The following is a 23,850-nucleotide window of genomic DNA, read 5'->3' on the forward strand; positions in this document are numbered from 1 at the left end:
AAGAAAACAAATGCAATGCGCGGATGCAAGAAGGGGAAACTCTCCCTTTGCATCCGCGCCACAACACCAATCAGCCTAGACCAGGGTGTCCACCGGCAGGGGCTGGGCCAGCGAAGAAAGGAAAGTCTGGGACCACCGGGCCACGTCGTGGTCCCGCAGGTGCCGGCGCATGCGCCGCATCCGGCGGGCGGAGTCTTGAGGGTCCATGCTCAGCGCACGCATGATACCGGACTTCATCCCGTCGATGTCGTGCGGGTTCACCAGCACGGCCTGGGTGAGTTGGTCGGCGGCGCCGGTGAACTCGGAGAGCACGAGCATGCCGGTGTCGTCGGTGTGGGCTGCCACGAATTCCTTGGCCACCAGGTTCATGCCGTCACGCAAGGAGGTCACCAGCATGATGTCCGCGGCCAGATAGAGGGCAATCATTTCCCGCAGCGGGTATGAATGGTGCAGGTAGCGGATGGCGGTGTGTTCCATGGTGTCGTGCTCGCCGTTGAGGCTGCCCACCATCAGCTCGACTTGGTCCTTGAGCTGCTGGTAGCGCTCGACATTCTCGCGGCTCGGGCTGGCGACCTGCACCATGCAGGCCTCGCCGACGTGGATGGCACCGTCGGCCAAGAGCTCGCCATACGCCTTGAGACGGTGGCGGATGCCCTTGGTGTAGTCGAGCCGGTCCACGCCGAGCATGATGGTCTTCGGGTTGCCCAGTTCCTGCCGGATCTGCTTGGCCCGCGCCATGATCTCGGGATCGTGGGCCAACTCGGCGACCTGCCGGGTGTCGATGGAGATGGGGTGGGCCTCGGCGCGACAGATGTTTCGGGTGGCCCCGCTGTCCTCGGAAGAAGCAGGAGGGATCGCCAGCGAGCCCTTGACCGTGCGGTCGGTGTAGCGGCGCATGCAGCGCAGGAAGTTGCTGGCATCGGTGGTGCGCTGGAAGCCCACCACGTCGGCGCCCGCCAGGCCCTCGAGGATCTGCCGGCGCCAGGGCAGCTGGGAGAAGATGCCGGGGGATGGGAAGGGGATGTGGTTGAAGAACCCGATGCGCAGATCCGGGCGGGCCTCGCGCAGGAGCTTGGGCACCAGCTGCAATTGGTAGTCCTGCACCCACACCGTGGCACCATGCTTGGCGACCCTGGCGGTGGCGTCGGCAAAACGCTTGTTGACCTTCTTGTAGTTGTCCCACCACGTTCGGTGGAATTCCGGGGGCACGATGACATCGTGGTAGAGCGGCCAGAGCGTGGAGTTGGAGAACCCCTCGTAGTACAGCTGCAGGTCGCACTCTTCCAGCGGGACGGGGACCAGATGGATCCCGTCGTTTTCGAAGGGTTCCAGTTCTTCGTTGGTGGCTCCGTGCCAGCCGACCCAGGCGCCGTCGGATTCCTGCATGACCGGGGCAATAGCGGTAACCAGTCCTCCGGGGGAACGCCGCCACGAGAGTTCGCCGTCCTCGCCCTGCACTCGGTCCACCGGCAGCCGATTGGCCACCACGATGAAGTCGTAGCTCGGTTTCTCGCTACCGGATGCATGTTCAATTGCGATATCCGCTTGCATGTTGACCCTCCATTCCTAGCTCAAGATTAATGTTGAGCTTAGGGGAACCACGTGATGTAAGCGACACCGTGGCGCCAAGCTACGCCAGCGCCGTAGCCTAAACTGGTTGGGTCGGGGGAGTACCAAACCAATCTAAAAGGACGTTTTGACCTATGGCATCGAATAGCCAGCGGCCGAGCAAGGCCGAGCGGACAGCAAGCGCGCGAGAGCAGGCACAGTCCATGCGTGTCGCCCGGGAAGCCGCTGACAAGCGCAAGTCACTGTTTATCAAGCTGGGTGTGCTGGTGGCCGTGCTTGCGGTGATTGCCCTGATCGTTGGCATCGTCCTGCAGAACAATGCCGGCAAGGTCGCAGATTCCGGCGCCGTGCCCAAGGGTGGCAACGAGGCCGGCGGTATTACGCTCACCTCGGACACGACCGTCGCCGACACGTCCGGGCTCACCGTGGACGCCACCAAGGCCGGCGCGCTGCCGACCTCACAGAAGCCGGACGCCCCGCGCGATGCAAACGTGGCTCCCAAGGGCGACCCGATCAATGTGCTGCTCTATGTCGATGTCAACTGCGTGCACTGCGCCGACTTCGAGACCCAGTACTCCGACCAGATCGGCACCTGGCTGGCTGCCGGAGACGTGCAGGTCGAATACCGCAACGTGGCGTACCTGGATGCAGGGTCGCCGACCAACTTCTCCTCCCGCGGCGCCAACGCGCTTGCCTGCGTAGCGGACCAGGCCCCGGCCTCGTACCTGCCGTTCGCCAAGGCAATGTTCGCCCACTACCCGCAGGGTGAAATGAAGAACGCGGAACTGGCCCAGCTGGCCAAGGACAACGGCGCGGACGTTGCCGACTGCATCGACGACGGAACCTTCCGCCCGTTCGTCAAGTTCACCGACCAGGCATCGCGCGCAGATTCCATTGCCGGGACCCCGAGCATCTTCATTCAGGGCAAGAAGTGGGACTCGGTCGCCGAGCCTGACTTCGCTGGCGTCGTCAATGCGGCGATCGCTGCCAACACGTAAGAAGACATACGCCGGACCTTCGTTGGGTTGGGCGGTTCGCCACGTGTTGGTGAACCGCCTCCTCGAGGGGCCCGGCGCCGCAGCGGGCGACATCCCCGTTTCCTGCTGTGGGGAAATGTCGGTTACGCTAGTTCCTGCACTTGGGTCGTGATTTATCGGGCCCGGGCAGTCCGCCCCCTTAGCTCAGTTGGCCAGAGCACCTGTCTTGTAAACAGGGGGTCGCCGGTTCGAATCCGGCAGGGGGCTCCACCGAGAAACCGTTATTTTCCTTATATACAAAGGGGAATAGCGGTTTTTCTGCTTGTTCTCAAACAGCCCGTCGGCACTGAATCCGCCCCAACTGGTCCAGAAACTGTCCAGATTGAAAATGGACTCCCACAAAATGCGGGTGAATCGTGACCGTTTTGCGGACTCGTACCCGGTCAACAAAGCTGAGGTTGTGGTGGTGAACTGAACCATTCCGCGGGACTCGCACTCAACTGATCCTTCGAGTAAGCCAGCACGCTGCACCTGCACCCCCTATCACTGGGAGGCGCCTGGAAAGTCACTACGGGTGGAAAATTCCGGCACATCGGAGCCCTTTGTTGTTGGTCCTGGTTGGATGGGCGTCATGGGCCTGCAGATGCGCCCGGGCGTGCTCCGATGCTGCAAAAGACGTGCGTGAGGATTTCCGCGTGGCCCTGGGAAGCCTGAATTCCAGGAGGCCGTCACCGTGGTAAGGGAATGGCATGGACTTCCCGTGATGCTCCCGATGTGGCACGCTTCAGAGCGTCTTGCCTTCGGTGCGGTGAATTTTGCAGTCCCTATGAATGGCGCCTACAACTACACGAAAAATGATTGCAAATGAACGAAATACTGATATTCACCTACGCCGGACTCCTGGGTTGGGCAGGCGCTTATTGGGGCAGGTATCGTGCACCAATCAAGCGAAATTCGAAGATGGACCGGGTACTCGGGGCAATCAATGTGTGTTGCAATGCCGTCCTCTTCGTTATCGCGGCAATGTTGCCATTCGCCACGGACTTTGCTGGAATTCCAGCACTCGGCTTCGCTGCAGCGGCATCGTTTCTATCCTCCCTGTTCCTTTACCAAGTACGGTCGGCGGATTGGAGGACAAGATTCTTCAGCAAGAGTTCACGGCGAGGACGGCTGCCTGAGGAGCAGAAGAAGACCAGGTGGCTACACACCGTTGCTTATTCGCTTGGTCATTTCTTCATGGTTGCCTACGTCATGACGCTTTTCGGCCATCTCTGAGACCGTTCTCTGCACTTCAAAGTTGAACAATAGAAGCCTTTCCAGGCGGCCCTCCTTGTTATCGCGAGGAGTTCAGACTTGATCGGCTGGTCTTCACGATCGACTTGTACCGGCATCGGTCGTAGAGGAATCGCCGGCAAGGAGGCTCAGCTTTGATTCGCGTCCGACCAGTTCAGGCCCCATTTTTCGACGAAACCCCGTAGAGTGACGGGAATAGCAGCTAACCGATGGGGCCGACATGAAGAGAACTCTCCAGGCACTTGTCGGTGCAGGAATCACACTCGCTCTGGTACTTGGCATGGCGCCGGCTGCCCAGGCGCTCAACGGCGATGACACGCCGCCGGAAATCCTGGAGGTTGTTGCGCCCGAGAAGGTGGTCCCCGGCGAACGCTTTCAGGTCAGCGTCACGGTCCGCGACAACACTTTCTGGCTCGGAACTTCCGATATTTCGACACCAGACGGAGGTCTGCCCGCAAACCGACTAGACCCATCGAAGTATGTCCCACCGGTTTACCATCCGGACGGGTCGCGGACGCTGGCCTGGACCTTCATTGCCTGCGACGCTCCCTACGGCCAATATGAAGGATTCAGGCTGTGGATTTCGGACATGCACGGAAACCATGTTGACACCACCTTGAACCCCGTGACGCTCAACGATCCGGCGCATCCAATCGAAAACGCACCCACCATCACCGGCAAACACACTGTCGGCAGCACCCTCACCGGCAACATCAAGGCCGGCCCTGGCGCCGTTACGACCTACCACTGGTTCGCGCGCTACGTGGATACCAATGCGCCCAGCATCATGGTCCCAAGCTGGGTATACGGTATGACCTTATCGCTCACCTCGACCACTATCTTCCCCGACGGAACGCGTCGCATCAGGCGCACAGATACCAACCCGATTGGCCTGGGAACGTTGACCCCCGAGCCCCCGATGCTCGGAGCGGCGGCTTTCGGTTCGTCAGCGAAGGCGGTCTACGATCACGGGTCGGATACTCACGTCTGGGGAGGCATGACGACGGTTGTCACCCAGGTCCAATGGTTGTTGAACGGAGTTGCAGCGAACGGGGCAACCACCGATTTATTCGCCCCGAAGCTCTCCGACATCGGCAAGAATCTCCAGTTCCGGGTCACCACCCACGCCAACGCGCCCTCCCACACTACTGAGCCCATCGTGCAGACGAGCCCGGCGAGAACCATCGTGGCCGGCACCCTGAAGGCTCCAAAGCCCGCGATCGTTTCCACGGCGCCAGCTGAAAAGCACCCCTATGTCGGTCGTAAGCTCAACGCCAAGGCCGGGTCTTGGACCAAGGGGACGACGCTGTCCTACCAATGGACGCGCGATGGCAAGAATATCAAGGGTGCGACGAAGGCTTCCTACACGCCCGTTCCGGCAGATGCCCAGATGCGTATCGGCGTGACCGAAACCGGCAAAAAGCCCGGCTATACTGCCAATTCGGCCACCTCGGCGACGGTCAAACCGATCCTGCGGACCGTGTCGGTCCCGTGGCTGAATGTTCGGGGCACCCAGAAGGCCGGGTACACCGTCAAGGCGGTGCTGGACCCGGACAATGGATCCTGGGCCAGGGGCACCACGATCACCTACCAGTGGTACCGCGCCGGCAAGCCCATCAAGGGTGCCACCAAGGGCACGCTCAAGATCTTGAGGACCGATCGCGGCAAGACGCTGCAGGTCAGCGCCACCGGCGAGAAATACCGATACACGACTGCGAGTACGAAGAAAACTTCGTTCAAGATCGCCCGATAACCCTACGTGGTAAGCGCTTCCTGGGAAGCCGAAGTTGGGTACGCCCCCGGTGGATTCAATCTGCCGATAAGTTGTATTAAGTGCAAAACTGATTTCGTCTGTTTAGTTGCTGGCAAGTGGCGCTAAAGTTCCAACGCCGTTATTGCAGAATGAGGACGTTCTCTCGGCCTGCATTGAGCATACGATGAGGTCATGCGACATTCCGCGGGACAAAGGATCACCACGCTGCTGGTGCCTGTTTTCTTGCTTGCGGCTCTGATTGGCACGCTGGTCGGCGGAGTCACTGGTGGATTGATGATCGCGTTGCCGTACCTGGGCGAGAGCGGTCAGGAGGGCCTGGAAGCCTGGGGCGGCCTTGCCAGCTACACGATGACTGGAGCCTTGTTCGGAGCTGTCGCCGGCTGCATCTATGGACTGGTTTCTGCAGCCGGCGCCATCGTTGGCTTGGCCATCCAGTCCTCAGAATGCCAACCGGTAACGGTTGGCCGGCAGGCCTTGGCTTCGGCACTGGGCGCAGCTGCTGGATCATTCGTCCTAGTTGCCGCCGTCGTGGCATTTGATATCGAGGCCGCCGCCGGTTCCCTCGACATGGCAGCGGCTTTTGTCCTGGCTACGTTCCTCATTTCGTTCTTCATCGGCAGGCTCTACCTGGGGCGGCTGGAAATCCGCGACCAGGCAATCATTCACGTCACCCGTGATGAACACGCCGAACTGCTCGAAAAGCGCTATGAAAAACACTGAAACCCCAATTCAGGAAGCCACGCCGTGAGAAAAAAGACCGCCATGGCGTGGGCAAGAGGGTCCAGCGCGATCTGCCGACCAGCCTCGACAAATCGCTCAGGGCGATTCGACGGAGGATGCAGCCGAGAAATCTGCGCTTGCAGCCCAAGGACGGCTGATCCTGGCAGCAGGTGGCACAGCGTCCGATGGCGACATCCTGGCGACGGTGAATTGAAATTCGAAGGTGTTGGGGCCGGGTACTGCAAATGAATGATTTTCTGATGCTGTCGTACGTGGTCCTGTTTGCCTGGTCTGGAGCGTACTGGGGGAGGTACCGCTTCGCGATCCCTTATGACTCACCGATGGACCGAGTTCTTGGGGTCATCACTGTCTTCGCCAACGCCCTGCTGGCAATCGTTGTTGCTGCGCTGCCCTTCTCCACCGGATTCGTTGGGGTCCCAGCACTCGGGTTCATTGCCTCAGCGCTGTTTATCTCGTCCCTGTTCCTGTACGGGGTCCGAGCTGCGGATTTGAGAATGACATTTGCCAGGAACGGCGGGAGGCGTGGACTGACCACGGAGCTGCAACGGAAGACTAGATGGCCATACACGCTCGTGTACATGCTGGGGCACTGCTTCATGTTTGGCTATGCTGCAACGATCATTACTCACCTGTGACGATTGCACGCTGAATCGCAGATTTTCACGAAAGCACGGGACTGCCGGAACCGCCCATGTCCTGCCCCGACTTTCTTGTGCCGTCGGCCCCACGGCGGAGTTCGCGGGGTCGTGGCGGTGTCTAGCGCCTCGCCACCAGGGTGGAGCTGCTGGTCTTCACGATCGTCTTGTACCCGGGAAGCATCGCCGTGACCTTCACTGCGATCCGCTTGCTGGCGTCCGCCTTGGTCAGTGTGTACTTGGCCTTGGTGGCGCCCTTTATCGGCTTGCCGGCGCGTAGCCACTGATATTTGAACGCGGCACCCTTCTGCCATTGCACGGTACTAGCCGACAGGGTCTTGCCCGGCTTGGCGGTCCCTGCAATTTCCACCACGCCGATGCGCATGGTCAGCAGCTTGACCTTGCCGGTGGCCTTGGAGGTCGAGGAGACTGCCGCCCGGTCGAACGGCTTGTAGTTGGTGGTGGCGCTGATCCGTTTGCCGGCGTCTGCCGGCGTGAGCTTGTAGATAGTGCCGGTGGCTCCTGGAATCGCCTTGCCGTTGCGCAGCCACTTGCGGGTGACCTTGACCGTTGGGGGCACGTATCCGATGCCCCGGACGGCCTTGAGCTTCTGACCGACCTTGGCGGTACCCGTGACGGTGGTCCGAGGTGCCTTGAAGGCAGGGGTGGAGAGCACCACCTTGTTGGAGGCCACGGGGGCGGTAACGGTCCCGTCTGAGTAGACCGAGCGGACCTTGACCTGCAGGGTGTCGCCGGGCAGATTCGCCCGTGGACCGAACTGGAAACCGAATTCATCGGTGAAGTCCCGGGCAATCTTGCCGTTGTGGATCCATTGCGATTCCTGGATGGCACCGGCGGGAATGTTGGTGACCTTGGCGTCGAACAAGCGGTTCGGGCCCATCGCGAAGGCCGGCAGGCTGACCTTGACCGGGGCAGGGTCGACATCCTCAATCGGGATGCGGATGCTTGATCCCTCGATGTTCCAGCCCAGCGGTGAAGCCACCGAGACTTGGAGCCTTACGTCTGTTCCGCGCCAGGAGGGCTGGATTTCCAAAGTGCCCGGGCCATACTTGGTCACCTTGTGCCAGAGTTTCCCCTGGTTCTCTTTCGATTGTGCTCGCCAGATGATCGACAGATGGCCCTGCTCAGCGGCGGCCTTGGCAATGGGGCTGAGCTGGATGATGTCGCTGGAAATCGCGGTGCCTGGACGGACCGAGGCCGGGGCATTGAACGTTGCTGTCTGGCTGGACACGAAGCTGGTTTCCAGCTGGGTGGTCGTCGTCCGTGTTTCGCCGCTCGGCCAGGTTGCCCGTGCCCAAACTGTCACCGGGGCCCGATCAATCCAGAGCTCGCTGTCCAGGATCATGATTGCTCCCATATCCGCGGTGTCCGCGGTGGGGGCATCGTGTCCAGTGGGCACCCAGAAGTACTCGATTTTTTCTGCGCCCGGAGCCGCGGCGTGGGCGGTGACGGTCGCGCCGCCATAGGCGATGGTGTTGTCGTATCCGAGGGCGAGCAGCCGCGGGTCGTTGCGGATATCAGCCGTCAGTGTGTTGATCTCCCGCACGGAGTCGACCTGTTCGACAGGCGCCGCGGCCCTCGCCAGCACCGGGGGAGTGGAGAGCCCAGCCACCAGAAGCCCTGATATTGCCAGCGTGGCTAGTGTTTTTCTCATTCTTCCCCCATGATGATGCAGACGTTCGTCAGACTATATCGGGGACTGCCTGCCGGGACCAGTTCTTGCCGTTGGAGCTCGGCCAGGACATCCTCGGACAGGCACGCGCCCTAGCTGTCCAAATGGTTTCTTGAGCAGGCGCCGTTCAAACGCCTAATTTCGCGTCGCCACGGCAGGCATGCCAGGCGGAGAATTGAAGTATGTGGAAGGCATCAACAAGCCATTTCTGGGCGCTCATCGTGGCACTGTATTTTCTGGAATACGGCGTGTGGCAACTTGCCTCCGATGAACTGGTGGGCGGAATCGTCTTCATCGTGATGGCGCTCGTGTGGCTGGCGCTTGCCAGAATGCAGTACCGCAAGACACATGCGAAGGGTAGCGGCAGCGAAGGGCCGTAGGTCGAGGACTAACTTGGTCGTGACGACACTACGGCGCCGTGGTGCCATGTCCCGATGACGCCCGCCTGCTCCGCATTTCGGCCCGCGATGAGATCAGCGGTGTGCGCCTGCAAACGTTGTTGAAGCGAACGGGGATCGGCGAAAGACCGGCCGCCACTCGTTGCTATGAAATGGACGTGCTCCGGCGGGCTTCCCGCTTCAGGCGTCCATTCGCGCGGCGCAGCTTGCGATTCCGCGCCGCACCGCTCAGCTTGCCGTAGGCCAGCAGCAATCGGGGCACGATGACATAGACCGCCAGCGGGACGACCACCAGGGTGAGCACGAGCGCTCGCAGGACGGGATGCCATCCCTCGGCAAACCAGCCCATGGTGGTCATTCCGACAGCGACCATGGGGAAGATCGCGCACCAGGTGAGTGCAGCCCGAACATGCACCGATGCGACGCCGGGGCCGCGCTGGTGATGTGTATCTGTTTCGTCGGCGGCCAGTGCCTTGCCTTCATGCTCCATGTAATCTCCAAAATCCCGTTGAGGATGCCATGCGCTGGGGGCCCGGCTTGCTGGAAGCCGGCCGCACCTCCGCAAAGTCAACGCCGTCAACCTTACCGCCTGGCCGGAAACCCACGTTTCCGGTGGGCTGCGGCGGCATGCTACCGGGATGCGCGCCGGGAAGGGACGGCGATGGCATGCTCGCCTGGTCCCTATGCGGTTGTGGTTCGTCGGAACAGAACCGGAGGGCTTTGTCGCACACGTAGGTCCAGGCAGTGCCGGAGTCAGGCCAATGGGTCAGGCGCGGGTCGGAATGCCAATTTCATCCAGGGCGTTCCGAACCGCGAGGCGCCCGTCGCCGTCCAGTCCCCGTACCGGCCTGGGAAGGTTCCCCGGCTTCACCAACCCGAGTTCCTCTGCCACGGCGGAAGCGACCCGGAAACTCCCATATCGCGCAATGAGCAACCACAAGGGGTCCATCGCGGTCGAAAGCGCCCTGGCCTTTTCCGCGTCGCCGGAAGCTGCCGCGCGCGTGATCGCCAGGCACTCTTCGGGAAGGATTCCGCCGATCACGCTGTACCAGGCGTCGGCTCCGGCAAGAAGCCCGTTGGCGGCAGCACCGTCCCCGCTCACGCCGATGCTCACGTGCCCGGGAACAATCGCACGCAGTGCCGCAACACGTCCGGTCGCTTCCGCGGGATTGGCCGGCACCGGCGGGATCTTGATGGATGCCACGGCCTTGAGCTGTGCAATCCGGCCATGTAGCTCGTCGCTGAAATTCACGCGCGTTGTGGCCGGGTTGTCGTAGACGACCAACGGCACCGAAAGGTTCGCCGAGACGTCCTCGTACAGCCCAAAGACCTCGTCCTCGGTCAGTGGCTGGTATGTCATCGGTGCGAGCAGCACACCTGCCGCCCCGGCGTTCTGGGCATCCTCCACATTGCGCAGCACCTGACGGGTGCCCAAGGCGCCAACCCCGACGATCACCGGGACGCCCTCGGCACACTCAACGGCCAGGGACGCCACACGGGCACGCTCGCTCCGGTCGAGATAGGCGTAACTTCCGGTGGAACCGAGGGCGCCGATCGAGTCGACACCGGCGGCCGCGAGCCGTCCGACGAGGCCCTCGAAGGCGCGCTCGTCAACGCCGGTCTCGGTCAGCGGGGTCAGGGGAAAGGCGCTCAGGCCGGTGAACATCGTGGATGGCTTCATGGTTTCCGAGGATATCGCAGTGCCGTGTCCCAGCGACGGTTGGAAGGTTGGGACACGACGGTTAGGCTGGGCCGCATGCGCGAGCGGACGCGGCGCCTGGCCGCCCTGGGGCTGGATTACCTGGTCATCCTGGCATGGATGGCCGTTCTCGGCGCGGCTTCGGCCGTCGTCTTCCTGGTCCGCGGGGAACTGCCCGACACCCTGGGAGCCATCGGCCCGCTCGGCAGCCAACTGGTGTACTTTCTGCTGCTCACGTTCGTGGTCGGCAGCTACCTCTACCTGACCGAATCCGGGGCACACCACGCGACCTGGGGCAAGCGAAGGATGGGGCTCGAAGTGGCGGGCGCGGACGGTGCGGCGCCCGGCCGGAGAAGGATCCTGCTGCGAACCATCGTGAAATTGCTGCCGTGGGAGGGTGCCCACTTTTTCATTTGGCAGATGATGTACGTCTACTACCGCGAAGGCTATGAGGCCACGCCGCCGGTCTGGGTCTTCCTCGGACTGAACGCGGCAACGGTCGCGGCGCTGCTCTACGTCGTGATGGTGCTGGCCACCGGACGCGGGCCCCACGACGCGGCGGCGGGAACCCGCGTCAGGTTGCGCGGGGAGCCTGACGGCTGAGCAGGGCTTCAGGCCCCTACAGTCGATCCACGCACCATGAGAGTGCTCTCCAGCATGACCTGCTGGGTCTCCAGGTCCTCGCCGACAATCAGGCGCAGCAGCTGCTCTGCGGCCCGCCGACCCAGGAGCTCACCGGGCAGGTGGACGCTGGTCAGGCCGGGGGAGCTGGTCATTGAGTAGGGAAGGTCGTCGAAGCCGGTCACCGCCAGCTCGCCGGGGATCGAAATCCCCGCGGCCCGGGCCTCCTGCAGCACGCCATAGGCGTGGGTGTCGGTGGCGCAAACCACTGCGGTCACCCCCGCCTTCTTCCACCGCGGCCAGGCCTCGGCAAAGGCGTCTGCGGCCAGGCCGACATTGATGGTCGTGGCGGCCAGGGCCCCCTCGGGAACTTCCATGCCCAATGCGCCCGCGGCCTCGAGGAACGCGGAACGTCGCACCTCAAACGTGGTGGTCCCGGTGATCCCGTCGATATAGGCAACCTTCTTGTGGCCGGTTGCAGCGAGATGCTCTGCCAGGATCCGTGCGCCCTGGGCGACGTCGAGGTTCACCGCAGGAACCTCGGGCCCGAAGCCGGGGGCATCGAGCAGCACCAGGGGGCCGGGGGCAGAGAGCTCCTCAAGGAACGAAGGGTCCGGTGCGTCAACCAGCAGTCCGGCAGGGCGCAATCCCAGCAGGCGGCGGGTGTCGTCGGCGCTGGGCAGCTGGCCGGCATCGGTGACCGAAAGAAGCAGGTGGTAGTCGGAGCCAAGCGCGGCGCGGACCCCGGCAATGACCGTGGCAAAGAACGGGTTGGAGATGTCGGGGGCCACCATGATGACGGTGTTGCTCACGCCCCGGGCAAGGGAGCTGCCAATGCCGTCGACCACGTATCCGAGTTCGCGGATGGCCTCGCGGACCTTGGCCTCGTTGCCGGGGGAGACCCGGCCGCTGGCCTTGCCGTTGGCAACCAGCGAAACCGTGGCGGTGGAGACCCCGGCGCGCTCGGCCACCATGGCGGCGGTGACCCGTCGCCGGTTCGGTGCCGTGGCGCGCGGCTTTTGGGTCGAATGCATGGCCTTAATCCTAGTCGAGTCCGGGTGTTCGGGCCCCTTAACGCGTCAAGCGTTTGACTTGGGTGTTTTCACGACGCAAGTTAAGCGTTTGACGGAGGGTGCCTAAGGGTGCCAGAATTTCGAGGAAACAGCATTTCCTTTCCGCGGCCGCAAATCCCGGGAAGTTATCCCCGAAGATGTGGAGAAAACCATGGGCGCACCCATCGCTACAACCGAACCGCGGAAGATCATCCTCGACTGCGATCCCGGACACGACGACGCCGTTGCCATCCTGCTGGCACACGGCAGCCCCGCGATCGAACTGATTGCCGTCACCACCGTGGTCGGCAACCAGACCCTGGCAAAGGTCACCAAGAACGCGCTGGCGACAGGAACCATCGCCGGCATCACCGGTGTTCCCTTCGCCGCCGGCTGTGACCGCCCGCTGGTGCGCACCATCGAGAACGCCCCCGACATCCACGGCGAATCCGGCATGGACGGCCCCAAGCAGCCCGAATCCGCCATCGAACTGGATCCCCGCCACGCCGTCGACCTGATTATCGACACCATCATGGCCCACGAGCCGGGCACCGTCACCCTGGTCCCCACTGGCGGGCTCACCAACATCGCCATGGCGGCCCGCAAGGAGCCGCGCATCGTTGAGCGCGTCAAGGAAGTCGTGCTCATGGGCGGCGGCTACCACGTGGGCAACTGGAGCGCCGTGGCCGAATTCAACATCATCATCGACCCCGAGGCCGCCCACATCGTCTTCAACGAGAAGTGGCCTGTGGTCATGGTCGGACTCGATTTGACCCACCAGGCACTGGCAACCGACGAGGTTGTCGCGAAGATCGAGGCCATCGGCACCGGCCCGGCCAAGTTCGTGCGCGAACTCATGGACTTCTTCACCCAGACCTACAAGGACGCCCAGGGCTTCGACTTCCCGCCGGTCCACGACCCCTGCGCCGTCGCGTACGTCATCGACCCCACCATCGTCACCACCCGCAAGGTGCCCGTGGACATCGAGCTGACGGGCACCCTGACGCTGGGCATGACCGTGGCCGACTTCCGCGCCCCGGCCCCTGCCGACTGCCACACCTCCGTTGCAGTGGACCTTGACCACGAGCGCTTCTGGAACCTCGTGACCGACGCCCTGGTGCGCATCGGCGACGTCGAGGTCGTGGCCCCGTGAACACCCTGACTGAAAAGGCCACCGCCAGCCGCGGTGGCGCGGTGGCGCTGACCGCCGCCCTGCTCACCGCCTGCGTGGCGTTCCAGCTCAATGCCTCCATGCTCAGCCCCGCGCTGGTCACCATGGGCGAGGAACTGGGCACCGACCAGGCCGCCATCGGCCTCTCGCAGACCTGGTTCTTCACCACCGCCGCGTTGTTCTCCCTCTTCCTGCCCCGCCTTTCCGACGTGGTGGGCCGCAAGCGCATCTTGGTCATCATGATGCTGCTGACCGCAGTCGGGTCCGTGGTCGCCGCCCTGGCCCCGAACATCGAATGGCTCTTTGCCGGCCGCATCATCCAGGGCATCTCCGGCCCCACGGTCCCATTGGCCCTGCTAATGCTGCGCAGCGCCGTACCGAACCCGCGCCGCTACGGCACCCTCATGGGCCTGATCCTTGCCGTCAACGGCGGGGTCGCCGGCGTCGATTCCTTCCTCGGCGGCTACCTCGCCGAGAACCACGGCTTCCGTTCCATCTTCTGGTTCATGGTTGTGCTGGCGGTCCTTGCCGCAGTGGCCGTGGCGCTGCTGACCCGCGAGTCCAAGCCGCAGGCCGGCACCAAGATGGACTGGCGCGGCGTGTTCTTCATCGTCGTTGCCGTCGGCGCCCTGCTGACCGCCCTGAACGAGGCAGCGAAGCTGGTCGGCGGCATCGATCCGGCCACCGTCATCACCTCGCTGGTGCTGCTGGCCCTGGCAGCCGCAGCCTTCTATGGCTTCTGGACCACCGAGAAGCGCGTGGCAGAGCCCATGGTGCAGCTCGAGCACCTGCGCCAGCGCGCCACCTGGGCGCCGCTGCTGACCACGGTGCTGACCATGACCGGCATCTTCGCCGTCATCAACGGCATCGTCCCCGCATACGTCCAGGCCGCGGGCGCCGGCTTCGGCGTCGGCCCCACCCAGACCGCGCTGCTCATCCTCACCCCGTATGCGCTGCTGGGCTGGGTCTTCGGACCCATCAGCGGACGCCTGGCCCCGGTGTGGGGCTATAACAAGGTCCTGCGCATCGGCATGCTCGGCTCCGTCGCCGCGCTGCTGGTCATCGTGTTCTTCGGCATGGATTCGCTGCCCATGATGGTTGCCGGAACCGCGCTGCTGGGCATCATGTACGCCGGAACCGCCAATATCATGCTCAACGGACTGGGCGTGGTGCTCTCACCCAAGGGCAACCCCGGCTTCCTGCCCGGCATGAACGCCGGCGCCTTCAACCTGGGCGCCGGGCTGAGCTTCCTGGTGCTTCCCGCGGTGCTTGTGGGAACCTCGTCCCTGGGCGACCGCGCTTCTTACGTCACCGTGGTGGTGGTCGGCCTGGTCATCACCGTGGCTGCCTTCGCCGCCTCGTTGTTGATCCCCAAGCCCGTCGACGCAGAGGTGAAGTAGTTGGATACCCAAGCCCCAGGCAACCAGGCCGGCCGGATCGTGGTGGTCGGCTCGCTGAACGCCGACCTGACCATCTACACCCAGCGCCTGCCTGCCCCGGGGGAGACCCTGCACGGCACGGGCTTCACGGTGAACCCCGGCGGCAAGAGCGCCAACCAGGCAGTGGCCGCCGGAAAGCTCGGCGGCAACGTGTCCCTGGTCGGAGCCGTGGGCCGGGACGCCAACGGGACCATGCTGCTCGAATCCTGCGCCGCCGCCAACGTAGATGTCAGCCGGGTGCGCCGTGCCGAGGGCGTGGAGACGGGCGTCGCCGTGGTCACCGTGGATGCGCACGGGGAGAACAGCATCGTCATCTCCGCCGGCGCCAACGGGACCCTGTCCCCGGGCGACGTCGAGGCAGCAGCAGCTGCCTTCGAGGGCGCCGCAGTGCTCTGCCTGTGCCTGGAGGTCGGCCTGGAAACCGTCGAGGCCGCTGCCCGGGCGGGGGCTGACGCCGGCGCCACGGTGCTGCTGAACCTTTCCCCGTACGCGCCGATCCCTGCAAGCCTGGCCAGGCTCTCCAACGTGTTGCTGGTCAACGCGCACGAGGCCTCGCAATTCCTGGACGGCGAGCAAATCCCGGAACCCGACGCCGAGACCTCGGCCTGGGAACCGGTGCTGGAGCATCTGGTGGCCCGCGGGCTGCAAAGCGCCGTGGTGACGCTCGGCGCCCAGGGCTCGGTGGTGCTGGATTCGACAGCAGCCGATGCCCGCATTGTCCGCATTGCCCCGACCCGCGTCGACGCGGTGGACACCACCGGCGCCGGAGATGCCTTCACCGGCGGGGTGGCAGCACGGCTGGCCGCCGGCGACGACCTGGCCGATGCGGCCGCCTTCGCCTCGGTGGGTGCCGCACTTGCAGCCACCAAGAAGGGCACACAGGCCGCCTACCCGGATGCCGCCGCGGTGCGCGCCAGGCTCAACGGATAGCCCCTTCCCTGCCAGTCCCCGATCCCCCGGGGACTGGCCAGGAACCCTTCAACGCCAGATCCCTCCCGGACCTTTCCCCGGGAGGGACCTGGCGTTAAGCGGCGCTTCGGATTCTGGCGTGGTGAGGACGGCTGCCCCCCGTTGCACGGTCCCCGCAACTGCGCCTAGGCTCTGTGGCAGGGGGCACCACGAGGCGTCCCGGACCGTGGAACCGCATCGCCCGTGAAGGACACACCATGCCCATCGGCACGCTCAAGAGGTGGCTCGACGCCAAAAGAAGCGACGACTATCTGAACATGACCCCGGCCAAGGCCAGGGCCGCACTCCAGAAGTTCCTTGACGAACGCGCACCGGCCCTTCAGCGTCTGAAGGAACTCCTGGAGGCCGACGGCCAGGACCCGGCCGCGCTCCTCGACGGCACCCCCGAGAGCCTCGTTCCGCTCTGGCGCTGGATGATGCACTCCCGCTTTACCGCCCGCGACGCCCCCGGCGGCACCGACCCGGCCTCCGTGGGGCGGGCGGCCTGGCCGTCGTGGCACCGCCATACCACCGAGGTGGAGCAGACCCTGTCCACGGAGTCCGTGGCGCTCCTGGACGGGCTCGTGTCCTACCTCTCGGAGGTGGTGCGGGCCCGCGCGCCGTTGGCACGATGGGAGATTGCGCGCGACAGCCACAAGCGCTACATGCTGAGCAACCACCCGGTATTGGTCAGCGGGACGGGCAAGAACCACAACTTCCTGCCCGGTCTCCCGGTGGTCCTCGTGGTCAGGGTCTTCCACGGGCTCGATGAGCCGCAGGATGACAGCATGGCCGAGTATGCGCGCAGGCTCATCGAGCAGCTGAACCGGGCCGAGGAGAACACCGACGAGACCGCGGAGCCGGAGCCGCCGTACGAGGTCGAGGACGTCCGCGACGAGGAGGGAGAATACGACTTCGAGATCGGCCTCGGCGACGAAATCGCCCACGAACGGTCGCGCGAGGTCGACCGGATGGTCCGCAGGCTGTCCCGCGAGGACGGCGTGGAGGAGGCCTTCCGGGAGGACCGGGAGATCATCCTGGTGCGGGCGCCGTCGTGGAGCCTCGAAGCGCTGGAGGAATGGCTTTCGCGGCGCCTCTGAGGATCGGCGGCCGAAGCCAGTGCCTTGCCCGGACCGGCCCGGATTTGGCGTTGATGCGGCGTGGAAGATACCTATTCCAGGGTCAACGTCGAGGTGGCAGCGCGCTCCGGATACGTCAGGGTGAGGGTGGTCGGACGCCCCGTCACCGAGCCTGGCAACGCCAGCTCGTGCGTGGTCGGCGTCAGGTCCGCGGTGCAGGGTCCGGACCCGCCGGAAGGCTCCACGCGCAGCTCGTTCGCATCGGCGGCAACACCCTCCATCGAGGTCACCACGGCCGGGCAGGACGAACTGCCAAACGTGATCAGCGCGAATCGCCTGTCGTTCCCGAGCCAGACGGCGGCCGGCCCATCGAGGGGCGAAATTTCCGAACTTCCGGCCTCGCCCGCGATGGGGGAAGGCCACGCTCGACCCTCTCGGCAACGCTTCCCGGGCTCGAACAGCCCGCCAGCAGCAGGGCGGGCATGAGGATTCCGGCGAACCGGCCGCCATGCCGCGTTGCCTTCATCGGCGCATCCCCTCTTCCCCACCTGCTCAGCGCAGCGGAGTTGCCCCGTCGCCGAGGGTGATCGTGTCGCGCCCGCGCACACCCTGGAAGCTGTACTCGCCCCAGCGGACCGACTGCGACTGCTCGTGCTCCACGGCGCTCCAGTCCCAGCCGAGCACCGCGGGGGAGTCGCGGCCGCATTGCGGAGGGTAGGACTCCATGACGGTCGTGCAGTAGACGGGACCGGTCCCGTTGTCCAGCACCATGCCGGCGAAAGACCTCTCGGCGGCAGGTGAAAGCGCGATGAGCAGCGCGAGGACCGCAAGCACGAGCGCAACCGGTGTCATCGCGTAGCGTTCCGGCTTGGATCGAGAGATCGCATTCATCACCACCCCGAGGGCGAGGTACCCGAACACGACCCAGCTTCCCACCCGGGAGAAGCCTTCCGGAAACAGGTCGAGCACCCCGGCACGGTCCAGGGCGAGCACCGCGATGAACCCGTAGACCAGGATGGAGAGCGCGGAGGCGATCCGGTAGCCGGTCGGCAGTGTTCCGGGGTGTTGCCCGCCCCACGCGAACCGGCCCCACGGGGCGCCGAGCGCCAGGGCAACCTGGAAGAGAGCCAACAGGACAAGCACTGCGACGAAAACGACGGCGGTGGTCATGGACGGAAGCCTACTCTGCTCCGGCGAACAGGGGGGGATGCCGGGCGGCAAGCGGCGATCTCCACGGGTGTTCCCCGAGGGCACGGTGCAGGAAATAAACGGGTACTGGCACGGATGTTGCGCGGCATACCCGCGGCGTACCGTTGCTGCCATGAGCGATCCCACTGACAGGCCCCGGGGCGCGGGGCCCGCTGCGGAAGCCACGCGCCGCACCTACCTTTTCGCACTCAAGGACGCCGGCGGCACGGTCCCGCCGGAATTTGGCGTCGCCCGCCGGATCGCACGACGGGGACACCATGTCGTGATGCTCGCCGATGACTCCATGGAGGAGCAGGTAACCGGAACCGGAGTCACCTTCCGTTCCTGGACCGATGGCGAAACCGCCGAGATCCGCGACTGGGCGGCGCGAACCCCGATGGGCCTGGCCCGCGACACGGTCAAGAGCATGTTTGTGGAACCGGCCCCGCAGCAGGCACGGGACACCGCGTCGGCCATCGACGAGGTGCGGCCGGACCTCGTTTTGACGGGGTTCGGCGCCTTTGGCGCCATGATTGCGGCGGAGGCGCGAGGGGTTTCGTTCGATGTCCTGCTGCCGAACACCTACCCGCTTCCGGCCAAGGGCATGCCGCAAGTCGGCACCGGCTTTGCCCCCGCGAAGGGCCCGCTGGGTGCACTGCGCGACCGCATGACGACGTTCGGCGGCACCAAGCTGATCGACCGCTACGCGTTGGCGCCGTTGAACGAATTGCGCGCCGAGTACCGGCTGGCCCCGCTGGCCAATACGTGGGAACAGATGCACCATGCCAGGCGGCAGTTGATTCTCACCTCGTCAGCCTTCGATTTCCCTGCCGAGTTGCCGGCCAACGCCCGCTACGTGGGACCGATCCTCGATGACCCGGCGTGGACATCCAATGCCCCGTGGGCCCCGCCCGCCGGCGAGGCGCCGCTGGTCCTGGTGGCCATGTCCTCGACCTTCCAAAACCATGTGCAGTGCATGCAGCGGATCGTGGACGCGCTCGGGAGCCTGCCGGTGCGCGGGCTGGTGACCACTGGCCCCGCGGTCGACCCCGAGGAGATCCGTGCGCCGGCCAATGTCACCGTCGTTGCCGCCGCGCCCCACCACCAGGTGATGGGACGCGCCAGCCTGGTTGTCACGCATGGAGGCCACGGCACCGTGATCAAGGCGCTGGCCGCGGGATTGCCGCTCGTGATCTTGCATCACGGCCGTGACCAATCCGGCAATGCCATCCGGGTCACCTTGCGAGGGGCAGGCATCGCGGTTCCGCGCGGCGCCGCCGCACCCCGGATCGCGAAGGCCATTGTGAAGGTCCTGGAAACCGACAGTTACCGGAAGGCCTCGGTGCGGCTCGGCGGGGCAATCGCGCGCGACGCCGCCAACGGCGCACTCCTGCTTGACGAGGTGGAATGGTGAATCTCAGTGGCCGATCGAGCGCGCGTTAGGCAACGATGTGCCAGCCGATTTGTCTACTGAGTGCAAATATGCGATAGTTAAAGGTCTCCTTGAGGTTTGCTAGAAGAGCGTGAGTAGTCGAATTTATTCGCACAGCCGCTCGGATATCCGTGTGAACCCTTGGGTGGAACGGACAATTGGGCCGGGATGAATTTGTCAGGGCCGGATGCAGCGCTGATGGTAGCGACAGCAAATCCCCCGGAACCACGCTCTGCAGCCTGAACCGAAAACGGGCCGCGCGTTTCGAAGAAGCAAGCCTGCCAGAAATCTTTGCTGGCAGGCCCCTGCCCTTCGACTCTGAGGTCGATTGCACGTTGGAGCTGGCCGGTTAGTGGGCCAGCGGATCAACGAGGATTGTTCGAATAACGGCAGGCCCTCCCATTACTGTGGAGGGCGTGCAATAGCACCAATCGTAATGTGCCAACTGTTCGACGCCTCCCGGCGTCGAACACGGCGCGTTCGGCGGTGAACGACCCACGACACACCCGTCGATTTTCCGTACCCTCATGAAGGGACGGATCGCCATGACTCCAGGTCATGAAGCACTCATCATTACTGCCTTCACGATGATCGGCCTACTCAGCGTCCTGACCTTTGCCATGGTCTCGCGCTACCGCAAGGCCCACCAGAAGCACGAGGAACCAGGAGCCGAAAAAGCCGCCTAAGAATGTGGTCGGCACGGGAATGAACGGCCCGCGCCCATGAACTAGAAAAACGGGTGGGCCCGCCATTGAATCGGCCGGTGCACCCGTTTTCGTTTGCCCGGCCGAACGCCGGACTACGGATCGAGCAGTCGGGCCAAGATGCCCGAACCAATGACCACCCAACCGGTGAGGACCACGGCGCCGATGCACAGCATCGTCCACATCATTTTCCGTCGCTCGTCCATCCCGCCATGGTATTCGGCCATCTTGATGCCCCCTGCCAGTCAACGCAAATACGGGCCGCCTCACCGAACCGTCCGACGGTTCCCCATGCCGAATGCGCAAAATGGCCCAAATGTGACGCGATCAGGGACTAAAGTGGCGCGAATGACACGAAGCAACGTGTGTCACACACCTTTAGGAAGGGCAGCCGTGCACGATCGGATCCAAAACCCCAAGTTCCTCGACCTTCGAATGCCGGCCGAACAGGCCGCGGCCTTGGTCAAGCCCGGCATGACGGTGGCCATGAGCGGCTTCACCGGCGCCGGCTACCCGAAGGCCGTCCCGGGGGCACTCGCCGCCCTCATGGAAAAGGAGCAGGCGGCAGGGAATCCGTTCAAGATCAACGTGCTCACCGGCGCCTCGACCGCCCCGGAGCTCGACGGGGTGCTGGCCCGGGCCGGCGGCGTGGAGTTGCGCCTGCCCTACATGTCGGATCCGGAGCTGCGCCGCCGCATCAACGACGGCGAGATGGAATACATGGATATCCACCTCTCCCACGTGGCCCAGCATGCCTGGTTTGGCTTCTACGGCAAGATCGACCTGGCGATCATCGAGGTAGTCGGCATCAAGGAGGACGGCAGCCTGATCCCGTCCTCGTCTGTGGGCAACAACAAGACCTGGCTGGACATGGCCGACAAGGTCATCATCGAGGTCAACACCCAGCAGTCCGCCGCCATGGAGGGCATGCACGACATCTACTACGGCACCGCACTGCCCCCGCACCGCTTGCCCATCCAGATGACCACCGCCGACCAGCGCATCGGCGAGCCCTACCTGCGCGTGGACCCGGCCAAGATCGTCGCCGTGGTGGAAACCAATGCCCCGGACAGGCTGAGCCCGTTCGCGCCGGTCGATGCGACCAGCACGCAGATCGCCGACCACCTGTTGGACTTCCTTGACCACGAGATCCGGGCCGGACGGCTGACAGACAAGCTGCTGCCGTTGCAATCGGGCGTGGGAAACATTGCCAACGCGGTCCTCGCCGGGCTGGCCCGCGGGGGATACAAGGGCCTGCAGGCCTACACCGAGGTCATCCAGGACGGCATGCTGTCCCTGCTCAAGGACGGAACCCTGGGCTTCGCCTCGGCCACCTCCTTTTCCCTCTCCGCCGCCGGCATCGACGAATTCAACAGGCACGTGGACTTCTACCGCGAGCGCATCCTGCTGCGCCCGCAGGAAATCTCCAACCACCCCGAGCTGGTCCGGCGGCTGGGCTGCATCGCCCTGAACGGCATGATCGAGGCCGACATCTACGGCAACGTGAACTCCACCAACGTGGTCGGCTCGCACGTCATGAACGGCATCGGCGGCTCGGGCGACTTCGCCCGCAACGGCTACCTCTCGGTGTTCATGTCCCCGTCGACCGCCAAGGGTGGAAAGATCTCCGGCATCGTGCCGATGGCCAGCCACGTTGACCACACCGAGCACGACACCATGATCCTGATTACCGAGCAGGGCCTTGCCGACCTGCGCGGCCTGGCGCCGAAGCAGCGCGCCCGCGTGATTGTTGAGAAGTGTGCTCACCCGGACTACAAGCCCATGCTGGAAGACTACTTCGAGCGCGCTTCCCGTGACTCTTATGGCAAGCACACCCCGCACCTGATGGGCGAGGCGCTTTCCTGGCACCAGCGCTACATCGAAACCGGCGACATGCGTCCGTAACTGGTTCTGCTGGTGGAGCTTGATTTCGACTGGCTCAATCACCGCGGACCGCTTTAGTCCCCGCAGTTGCTTCCCCTTTAGGAGGATGCGACGGCGGGGACTTTCTGTGTCCTTTTGGCTAGTACGCCTTGGGGCATTGTCAAATACAAATATTGGTTTTAATGGGGCACTGGGTTGCTCAACGTTATGGCATTCATTGATTGGTCTCGAATGCCACAACGATTCACTAGGGGGAAAATACTTTTGAAGAAAATTTGGCAGACGATTCTTGGGGGATCGGCCGTCACCGCGATCGCATTGGCCGGCATATTGCCAGCTCAGGCCGCACCCGGCGATGTGGCTGTACCGGACAGCAATCTTAGAAGCTGCATGAATGTCGCCTTGGGACAGGCGCCCGCTGCCGTCATTACCGAAACGCAAGCCGGAGTCTTCACCGGGGTACTCAATTGTGCCTCTCGCGGCATCACGTTGCTCACAGGGCTTGAAGCATTCACCTCGGTGAAGGAAGTTGATCTCCGCTCCAACAATTTCCAGGACCTATCTGCCCTGACTGGGTTGACGGAACTTACCAGGCTCGTCCTGGAAAGCAACAACATTGTCAATATTTCTGCGCTGACGGGTCTTGGTAAACTCCAAGTTCTGAACCTGAACTACAACAATGTTGCAGATATTGCGGTCGTGGCAGGCATGCCCAATCTTGAGTACTTGCGACTGTATGAGAACCATGTTGTTTCAGTGGAGCCTTTGAAGCTCCTGACGCGTCTCAAAGAGGTTGACCTCCATCTAAACAACGTAGTGGATGTCTCGGCCCTGAGCGGCTTGGCCAATGTCACGTACCTGCGCTTGACGCAGAACAAGATCACGGACATTTCCAGCTTGGCGGGTCTTGCCAGCGTGGAAAACCTGGTGCTCTCGGACAATGAGATCAACGACGTTTCTCCGCTCAAGGATCTTGGGCACATTAAGTCGTTGGCGCTGGAAAGAACTGGCCTCAGCGAGGTCACTGGGCTGTCAGCATTGTCAACGCTGGAAGAACTGTTTCTCTCAGAAAACAACATTGAGGACGTTTCGCCGCTTTCCGGACTGACCAATTTGCGCAGACTTCTTTTGTCCGAAAATCGCCTGGTTAACGTGGCGCCGTTGGCGACTCTGAGCAACCTTGAAACACTGCACATGGTGGGCCAGCGGGCGGTGCTGCCCGCCATCTACGCGGGTGCAAATCAGGTATCGCCACTGAAGACCACGGATGGCACCACCATCATCCCGGTCTCCGCCACGGCTCAGATCAATGCACTGACCGGTGCCTGGAGCTTCCCCCGGGCTGAAAGCAATGTTTTGACGTGGGCCGTCGACATTGGCATCGCCGACAAGCAGTTCGGGTTCGCCGGAACAATTCAGCAGAAGTCCCTGCCCTCCGGGCTTGTGGTGACAGATCCGCAGGACAAGAGTATTGAAGCTGGCGCTGATACCAGCTTCTCCTCCACGGCAACATCCACCGTCGGCACGAACAGTGTTGTGTGGGAGTCCAGCTC

At 63.7% G+C, this 23,850-nt stretch carries 23 protein-coding genes and 1 tRNA gene; 16 read left to right on the top strand and 8 right to left on the bottom strand.

Annotated features, from left to right (window positions below; all coding sequences use genetic code 11):
- Positions 1-75 precede the first annotated feature (75 nt).
- The gene (locus ACLQ7E_RS11040; RefSeq protein ID WP_411732624.1) at positions 76-1,551 is read right to left on the bottom strand and encodes a trehalose-6-phosphate synthase; all 1,476 of its coding nucleotides are present in this window, start codon (positions 1,549-1,551) and stop codon (positions 76-78) included.
- 152 nt (positions 1,552-1,703) lie between these two features.
- Between ACLQ7E_RS11040 and ACLQ7E_RS11045 the strand changes: the two genes are divergently transcribed.
- The 6 genes from ACLQ7E_RS11045 (at position 1,704) to ACLQ7E_RS11070 (ending at position 6,989) form a co-directional block, all read left to right on the top strand.
- Positions 1,704-2,567, top strand: a complete 864-nt coding sequence (locus tag ACLQ7E_RS11045; RefSeq protein WP_411732625.1) for a DsbA family protein — start codon at positions 1,704-1,706, stop codon at positions 2,565-2,567.
- Positions 2,568-2,739: 172 nt separating this feature from the next.
- Positions 2,740-2,816 (top strand) — tRNA-Thr (locus ACLQ7E_RS11050).
- Between the two features lie 594 nt (positions 2,817-3,410).
- Complete coding sequence (locus ACLQ7E_RS11055) at positions 3,411-3,821, top strand: hypothetical protein (protein WP_411732626.1); 411 nt, start codon at positions 3,411-3,413, stop codon at positions 3,819-3,821.
- Between the two features lie 298 nt (positions 3,822-4,119).
- The gene (locus tag ACLQ7E_RS11060; RefSeq protein ID WP_411732627.1) at positions 4,120-5,592 is read left to right on the top strand and encodes a hypothetical protein; all 1,473 of its coding nucleotides are present in this window, start codon (positions 4,120-4,122) and stop codon (positions 5,590-5,592) included.
- Between the two features lie 192 nt (positions 5,593-5,784).
- Positions 5,785-6,333, top strand: a complete 549-nt coding sequence (locus tag ACLQ7E_RS11065) for a hypothetical protein (protein ID WP_411732628.1) — start codon at positions 5,785-5,787, stop codon at positions 6,331-6,333.
- A 341-nt stretch (positions 6,334-6,674) separates the two neighbouring features.
- Positions 6,675-6,989, top strand: coding sequence for a hypothetical protein (locus ACLQ7E_RS11070; RefSeq protein ID WP_411732629.1), 315 nt, complete (start codon positions 6,675-6,677; stop codon positions 6,987-6,989).
- 121 nt (positions 6,990-7,110) lie between these two features.
- Here ACLQ7E_RS11070 and ACLQ7E_RS11075 read toward each other — a convergent pair whose 3' ends face one another.
- On the bottom strand, positions 7,111-8,664 hold the full coding sequence (locus ACLQ7E_RS11075) for a hypothetical protein (protein WP_411732630.1): 1,554 nt from the start codon (positions 8,662-8,664) through the stop codon (positions 7,111-7,113).
- A 200-nt stretch (positions 8,665-8,864) separates the two neighbouring features.
- Here ACLQ7E_RS11075 and ACLQ7E_RS11080 point away from each other — a divergent pair, with 200 nt between their 5' ends.
- Positions 8,865-9,062: a hypothetical protein gene (locus ACLQ7E_RS11080; RefSeq protein ID WP_411732631.1), complete on the top strand. Its 198-nt coding sequence runs from the start codon at positions 8,865-8,867 to the stop codon at positions 9,060-9,062.
- Positions 9,063-9,225: 163 nt separating this feature from the next.
- Here the strand turns inward: ACLQ7E_RS11080 and ACLQ7E_RS11085 are convergent, their stop codons facing one another.
- Positions 9,226-9,570, bottom strand: coding sequence for a hypothetical protein (locus tag ACLQ7E_RS11085; protein WP_411732632.1), 345 nt, complete (start codon positions 9,568-9,570; stop codon positions 9,226-9,228).
- Between the two features lie 276 nt (positions 9,571-9,846).
- Positions 9,847-10,761 (bottom strand): dihydrodipicolinate synthase family protein, encoded by a 915-nt coding sequence (locus ACLQ7E_RS11090; protein ID WP_411732633.1) that lies wholly within the window; start codon positions 10,759-10,761, stop codon positions 9,847-9,849.
- Between the two features lie 75 nt (positions 10,762-10,836).
- On the opposite strand from ACLQ7E_RS11090, the gene ACLQ7E_RS11095 reads away from it, so the two are divergent.
- Positions 10,837-11,382: an RDD family protein gene (locus tag ACLQ7E_RS11095; RefSeq protein ID WP_411732634.1), complete on the top strand. Its 546-nt coding sequence runs from the start codon at positions 10,837-10,839 to the stop codon at positions 11,380-11,382.
- Between the two features lie 8 nt (positions 11,383-11,390).
- On the opposite strand, the gene ACLQ7E_RS11100 is transcribed toward ACLQ7E_RS11095, so the two are convergent.
- The gene (locus tag ACLQ7E_RS11100) at positions 11,391-12,434 is read right to left on the bottom strand and encodes a LacI family DNA-binding transcriptional regulator (RefSeq protein WP_411732635.1); all 1,044 of its coding nucleotides are present in this window, start codon (positions 12,432-12,434) and stop codon (positions 11,391-11,393) included.
- Between the two features lie 190 nt (positions 12,435-12,624).
- On the opposite strand from ACLQ7E_RS11100, the gene ACLQ7E_RS11105 reads away from it, so the two are divergent.
- From ACLQ7E_RS11105 to ACLQ7E_RS11120, 4 genes are all read left to right on the top strand, one after another.
- Complete coding sequence (locus tag ACLQ7E_RS11105) at positions 12,625-13,605, top strand: nucleoside hydrolase (protein WP_411732636.1); 981 nt, start codon at positions 12,625-12,627, stop codon at positions 13,603-13,605.
- A complete protein-coding gene (locus tag ACLQ7E_RS11110) occupies positions 13,602-15,023 on the top strand; it encodes an MFS transporter (RefSeq protein ID WP_411732637.1) in 1,422 nt (473 codons plus the stop codon). The genes ACLQ7E_RS11105 and ACLQ7E_RS11110 overlap by 4 nt, the downstream gene beginning before the upstream one ends.
- Positions 15,024-15,992 (top strand): ribokinase, encoded by a 969-nt coding sequence (locus ACLQ7E_RS11115; protein ID WP_411732638.1) that lies wholly within the window; start codon positions 15,024-15,026, stop codon positions 15,990-15,992. It begins immediately after the preceding gene.
- A 236-nt stretch (positions 15,993-16,228) separates the two neighbouring features.
- On the top strand, positions 16,229-17,110 hold the full coding sequence (locus ACLQ7E_RS11120; protein WP_411732639.1) for a hypothetical protein: 882 nt from the start codon (positions 16,229-16,231) through the stop codon (positions 17,108-17,110).
- Positions 17,111-17,181: 71 nt separating this feature from the next.
- On the opposite strand, the gene ACLQ7E_RS11125 is transcribed toward ACLQ7E_RS11120, so the two are convergent.
- Positions 17,182-17,370: a hypothetical protein gene (locus ACLQ7E_RS11125; RefSeq protein ID WP_411732640.1), complete on the bottom strand. Its 189-nt coding sequence runs from the start codon at positions 17,368-17,370 to the stop codon at positions 17,182-17,184.
- A 271-nt stretch (positions 17,371-17,641) separates the two neighbouring features.
- Positions 17,642-18,259: a hypothetical protein gene (locus ACLQ7E_RS11130; protein WP_411732641.1), complete on the bottom strand. Its 618-nt coding sequence runs from the start codon at positions 18,257-18,259 to the stop codon at positions 17,642-17,644.
- Between the two features lie 151 nt (positions 18,260-18,410).
- Here ACLQ7E_RS11130 and ACLQ7E_RS11135 point away from each other — a divergent pair, with 151 nt between their 5' ends.
- Together ACLQ7E_RS11135 and ACLQ7E_RS11140 are read left to right on the top strand one after the other, a co-directional pair.
- Complete coding sequence (locus ACLQ7E_RS11135) at positions 18,411-19,691, top strand: glycosyltransferase (protein WP_411732642.1); 1,281 nt, start codon at positions 18,411-18,413, stop codon at positions 19,689-19,691.
- Positions 19,692-20,254: 563 nt separating this feature from the next.
- Entirely contained in the window at positions 20,255-20,395 is a 141-nt protein-coding gene (locus tag ACLQ7E_RS11140; RefSeq protein ID WP_411732643.1) for a hypothetical protein, read from the top strand.
- A gap of 113 nt (positions 20,396-20,508) precedes the next feature.
- On the opposite strand, the gene ACLQ7E_RS11145 is transcribed toward ACLQ7E_RS11140, so the two are convergent.
- The gene (locus tag ACLQ7E_RS11145; protein WP_411732644.1) at positions 20,509-20,640 is read right to left on the bottom strand and encodes a hypothetical protein; all 132 of its coding nucleotides are present in this window, start codon (positions 20,638-20,640) and stop codon (positions 20,509-20,511) included.
- A gap of 166 nt (positions 20,641-20,806) precedes the next feature.
- Between ACLQ7E_RS11145 and ACLQ7E_RS11150 the strand changes: the two genes are divergently transcribed.
- Positions 20,807-22,318 carry an acetyl-CoA hydrolase/transferase family protein gene (locus tag ACLQ7E_RS11150; RefSeq protein WP_411732645.1) on the top strand — a complete coding sequence of 504 codons (1,512 nt, stop codon included), beginning with the start codon at positions 20,807-20,809 and terminating at the stop codon, positions 22,316-22,318.
- A gap of 243 nt (positions 22,319-22,561) precedes the next feature.
- Positions 22,562-23,850, top strand: a 1,289-nt coding sequence (locus tag ACLQ7E_RS11155) for a leucine-rich repeat domain-containing protein (RefSeq protein ID WP_411732646.1), incomplete at its 3' end; no start/stop codon positions are given.

Source organism: Paeniglutamicibacter sp. (assembly GCF_046714615.1).
GTDB lineage: Bacteria > Actinomycetota > Actinomycetes > Actinomycetales > Micrococcaceae > Paeniglutamicibacter.

Coding starts and splice junctions, on each gene's coding strand:
- ACLQ7E_RS11045 (WP_411732625.1), top strand. CDS start 1,704: ATGGCATCGAATAGCCAGCGGCCGAGCAAGGCCGAGCGGACAGCAAGC.
- ACLQ7E_RS11120 (WP_411732639.1), top strand. CDS start 16,229: ATGCCCATCGGCACGCTCAAGAGGTGGCTCGACGCCAAAAGAAGCGAC.
- ACLQ7E_RS11105 (WP_411732636.1), top strand. CDS start 12,625: ATGGGCGCACCCATCGCTACAACCGAACCGCGGAAGATCATCCTCGAC.
- ACLQ7E_RS11055 (WP_411732626.1), top strand. CDS start 3,411: ATGAACGAAATACTGATATTCACCTACGCCGGACTCCTGGGTTGGGCA.
- ACLQ7E_RS11100 (WP_411732635.1), bottom strand. CDS start 12,434: ATGCATTCGACCCAAAAGCCGCGCGCCACGGCACCGAACCGGCGACGG.
- ACLQ7E_RS11125 (WP_411732640.1), bottom strand. CDS start 17,370: ATGGAGGGTGTTGCCGCCGATGCGAACGAGCTGCGCGTGGAGCCTTCC.
- ACLQ7E_RS11075 (WP_411732630.1), bottom strand. CDS start 8,664: ATGAGAAAAACACTAGCCACGCTGGCAATATCAGGGCTTCTGGTGGCT.
- ACLQ7E_RS11060 (WP_411732627.1), top strand. CDS start 4,120: ATGGCGCCGGCTGCCCAGGCGCTCAACGGCGATGACACGCCGCCGGAA.
- ACLQ7E_RS11040 (WP_411732624.1), bottom strand. CDS start 1,551: ATGCAAGCGGATATCGCAATTGAACATGCATCCGGTAGCGAGAAACCG.
- ACLQ7E_RS11145 (WP_411732644.1), bottom strand. CDS start 20,640: ATGGCCGAATACCATGGCGGGATGGACGAGCGACGGAAAATGATGTGG.
- ACLQ7E_RS11080 (WP_411732631.1), top strand. CDS start 8,865: ATGTGGAAGGCATCAACAAGCCATTTCTGGGCGCTCATCGTGGCACTG.
- ACLQ7E_RS11130 (WP_411732641.1), bottom strand. CDS start 18,259: ATGACCACCGCCGTCGTTTTCGTCGCAGTGCTTGTCCTGTTGGCTCTC.
- ACLQ7E_RS11135 (WP_411732642.1), top strand. CDS start 18,411: ATGAGCGATCCCACTGACAGGCCCCGGGGCGCGGGGCCCGCTGCGGAA.
- ACLQ7E_RS11070 (WP_411732629.1), top strand. CDS start 6,675: ATGGACCGAGTTCTTGGGGTCATCACTGTCTTCGCCAACGCCCTGCTG.
- ACLQ7E_RS11095 (WP_411732634.1), top strand. CDS start 10,837: ATGCGCGAGCGGACGCGGCGCCTGGCCGCCCTGGGGCTGGATTACCTG.
- ACLQ7E_RS11065 (WP_411732628.1), top strand. CDS start 5,785: ATGCGACATTCCGCGGGACAAAGGATCACCACGCTGCTGGTGCCTGTT.
- ACLQ7E_RS11140 (WP_411732643.1), top strand. CDS start 20,255: ATGACTCCAGGTCATGAAGCACTCATCATTACTGCCTTCACGATGATC.
- ACLQ7E_RS11090 (WP_411732633.1), bottom strand. CDS start 10,761: ATGAAGCCATCCACGATGTTCACCGGCCTGAGCGCCTTTCCCCTGACC.
- ACLQ7E_RS11085 (WP_411732632.1), bottom strand. CDS start 9,570: ATGGAGCATGAAGGCAAGGCACTGGCCGCCGACGAAACAGATACACAT.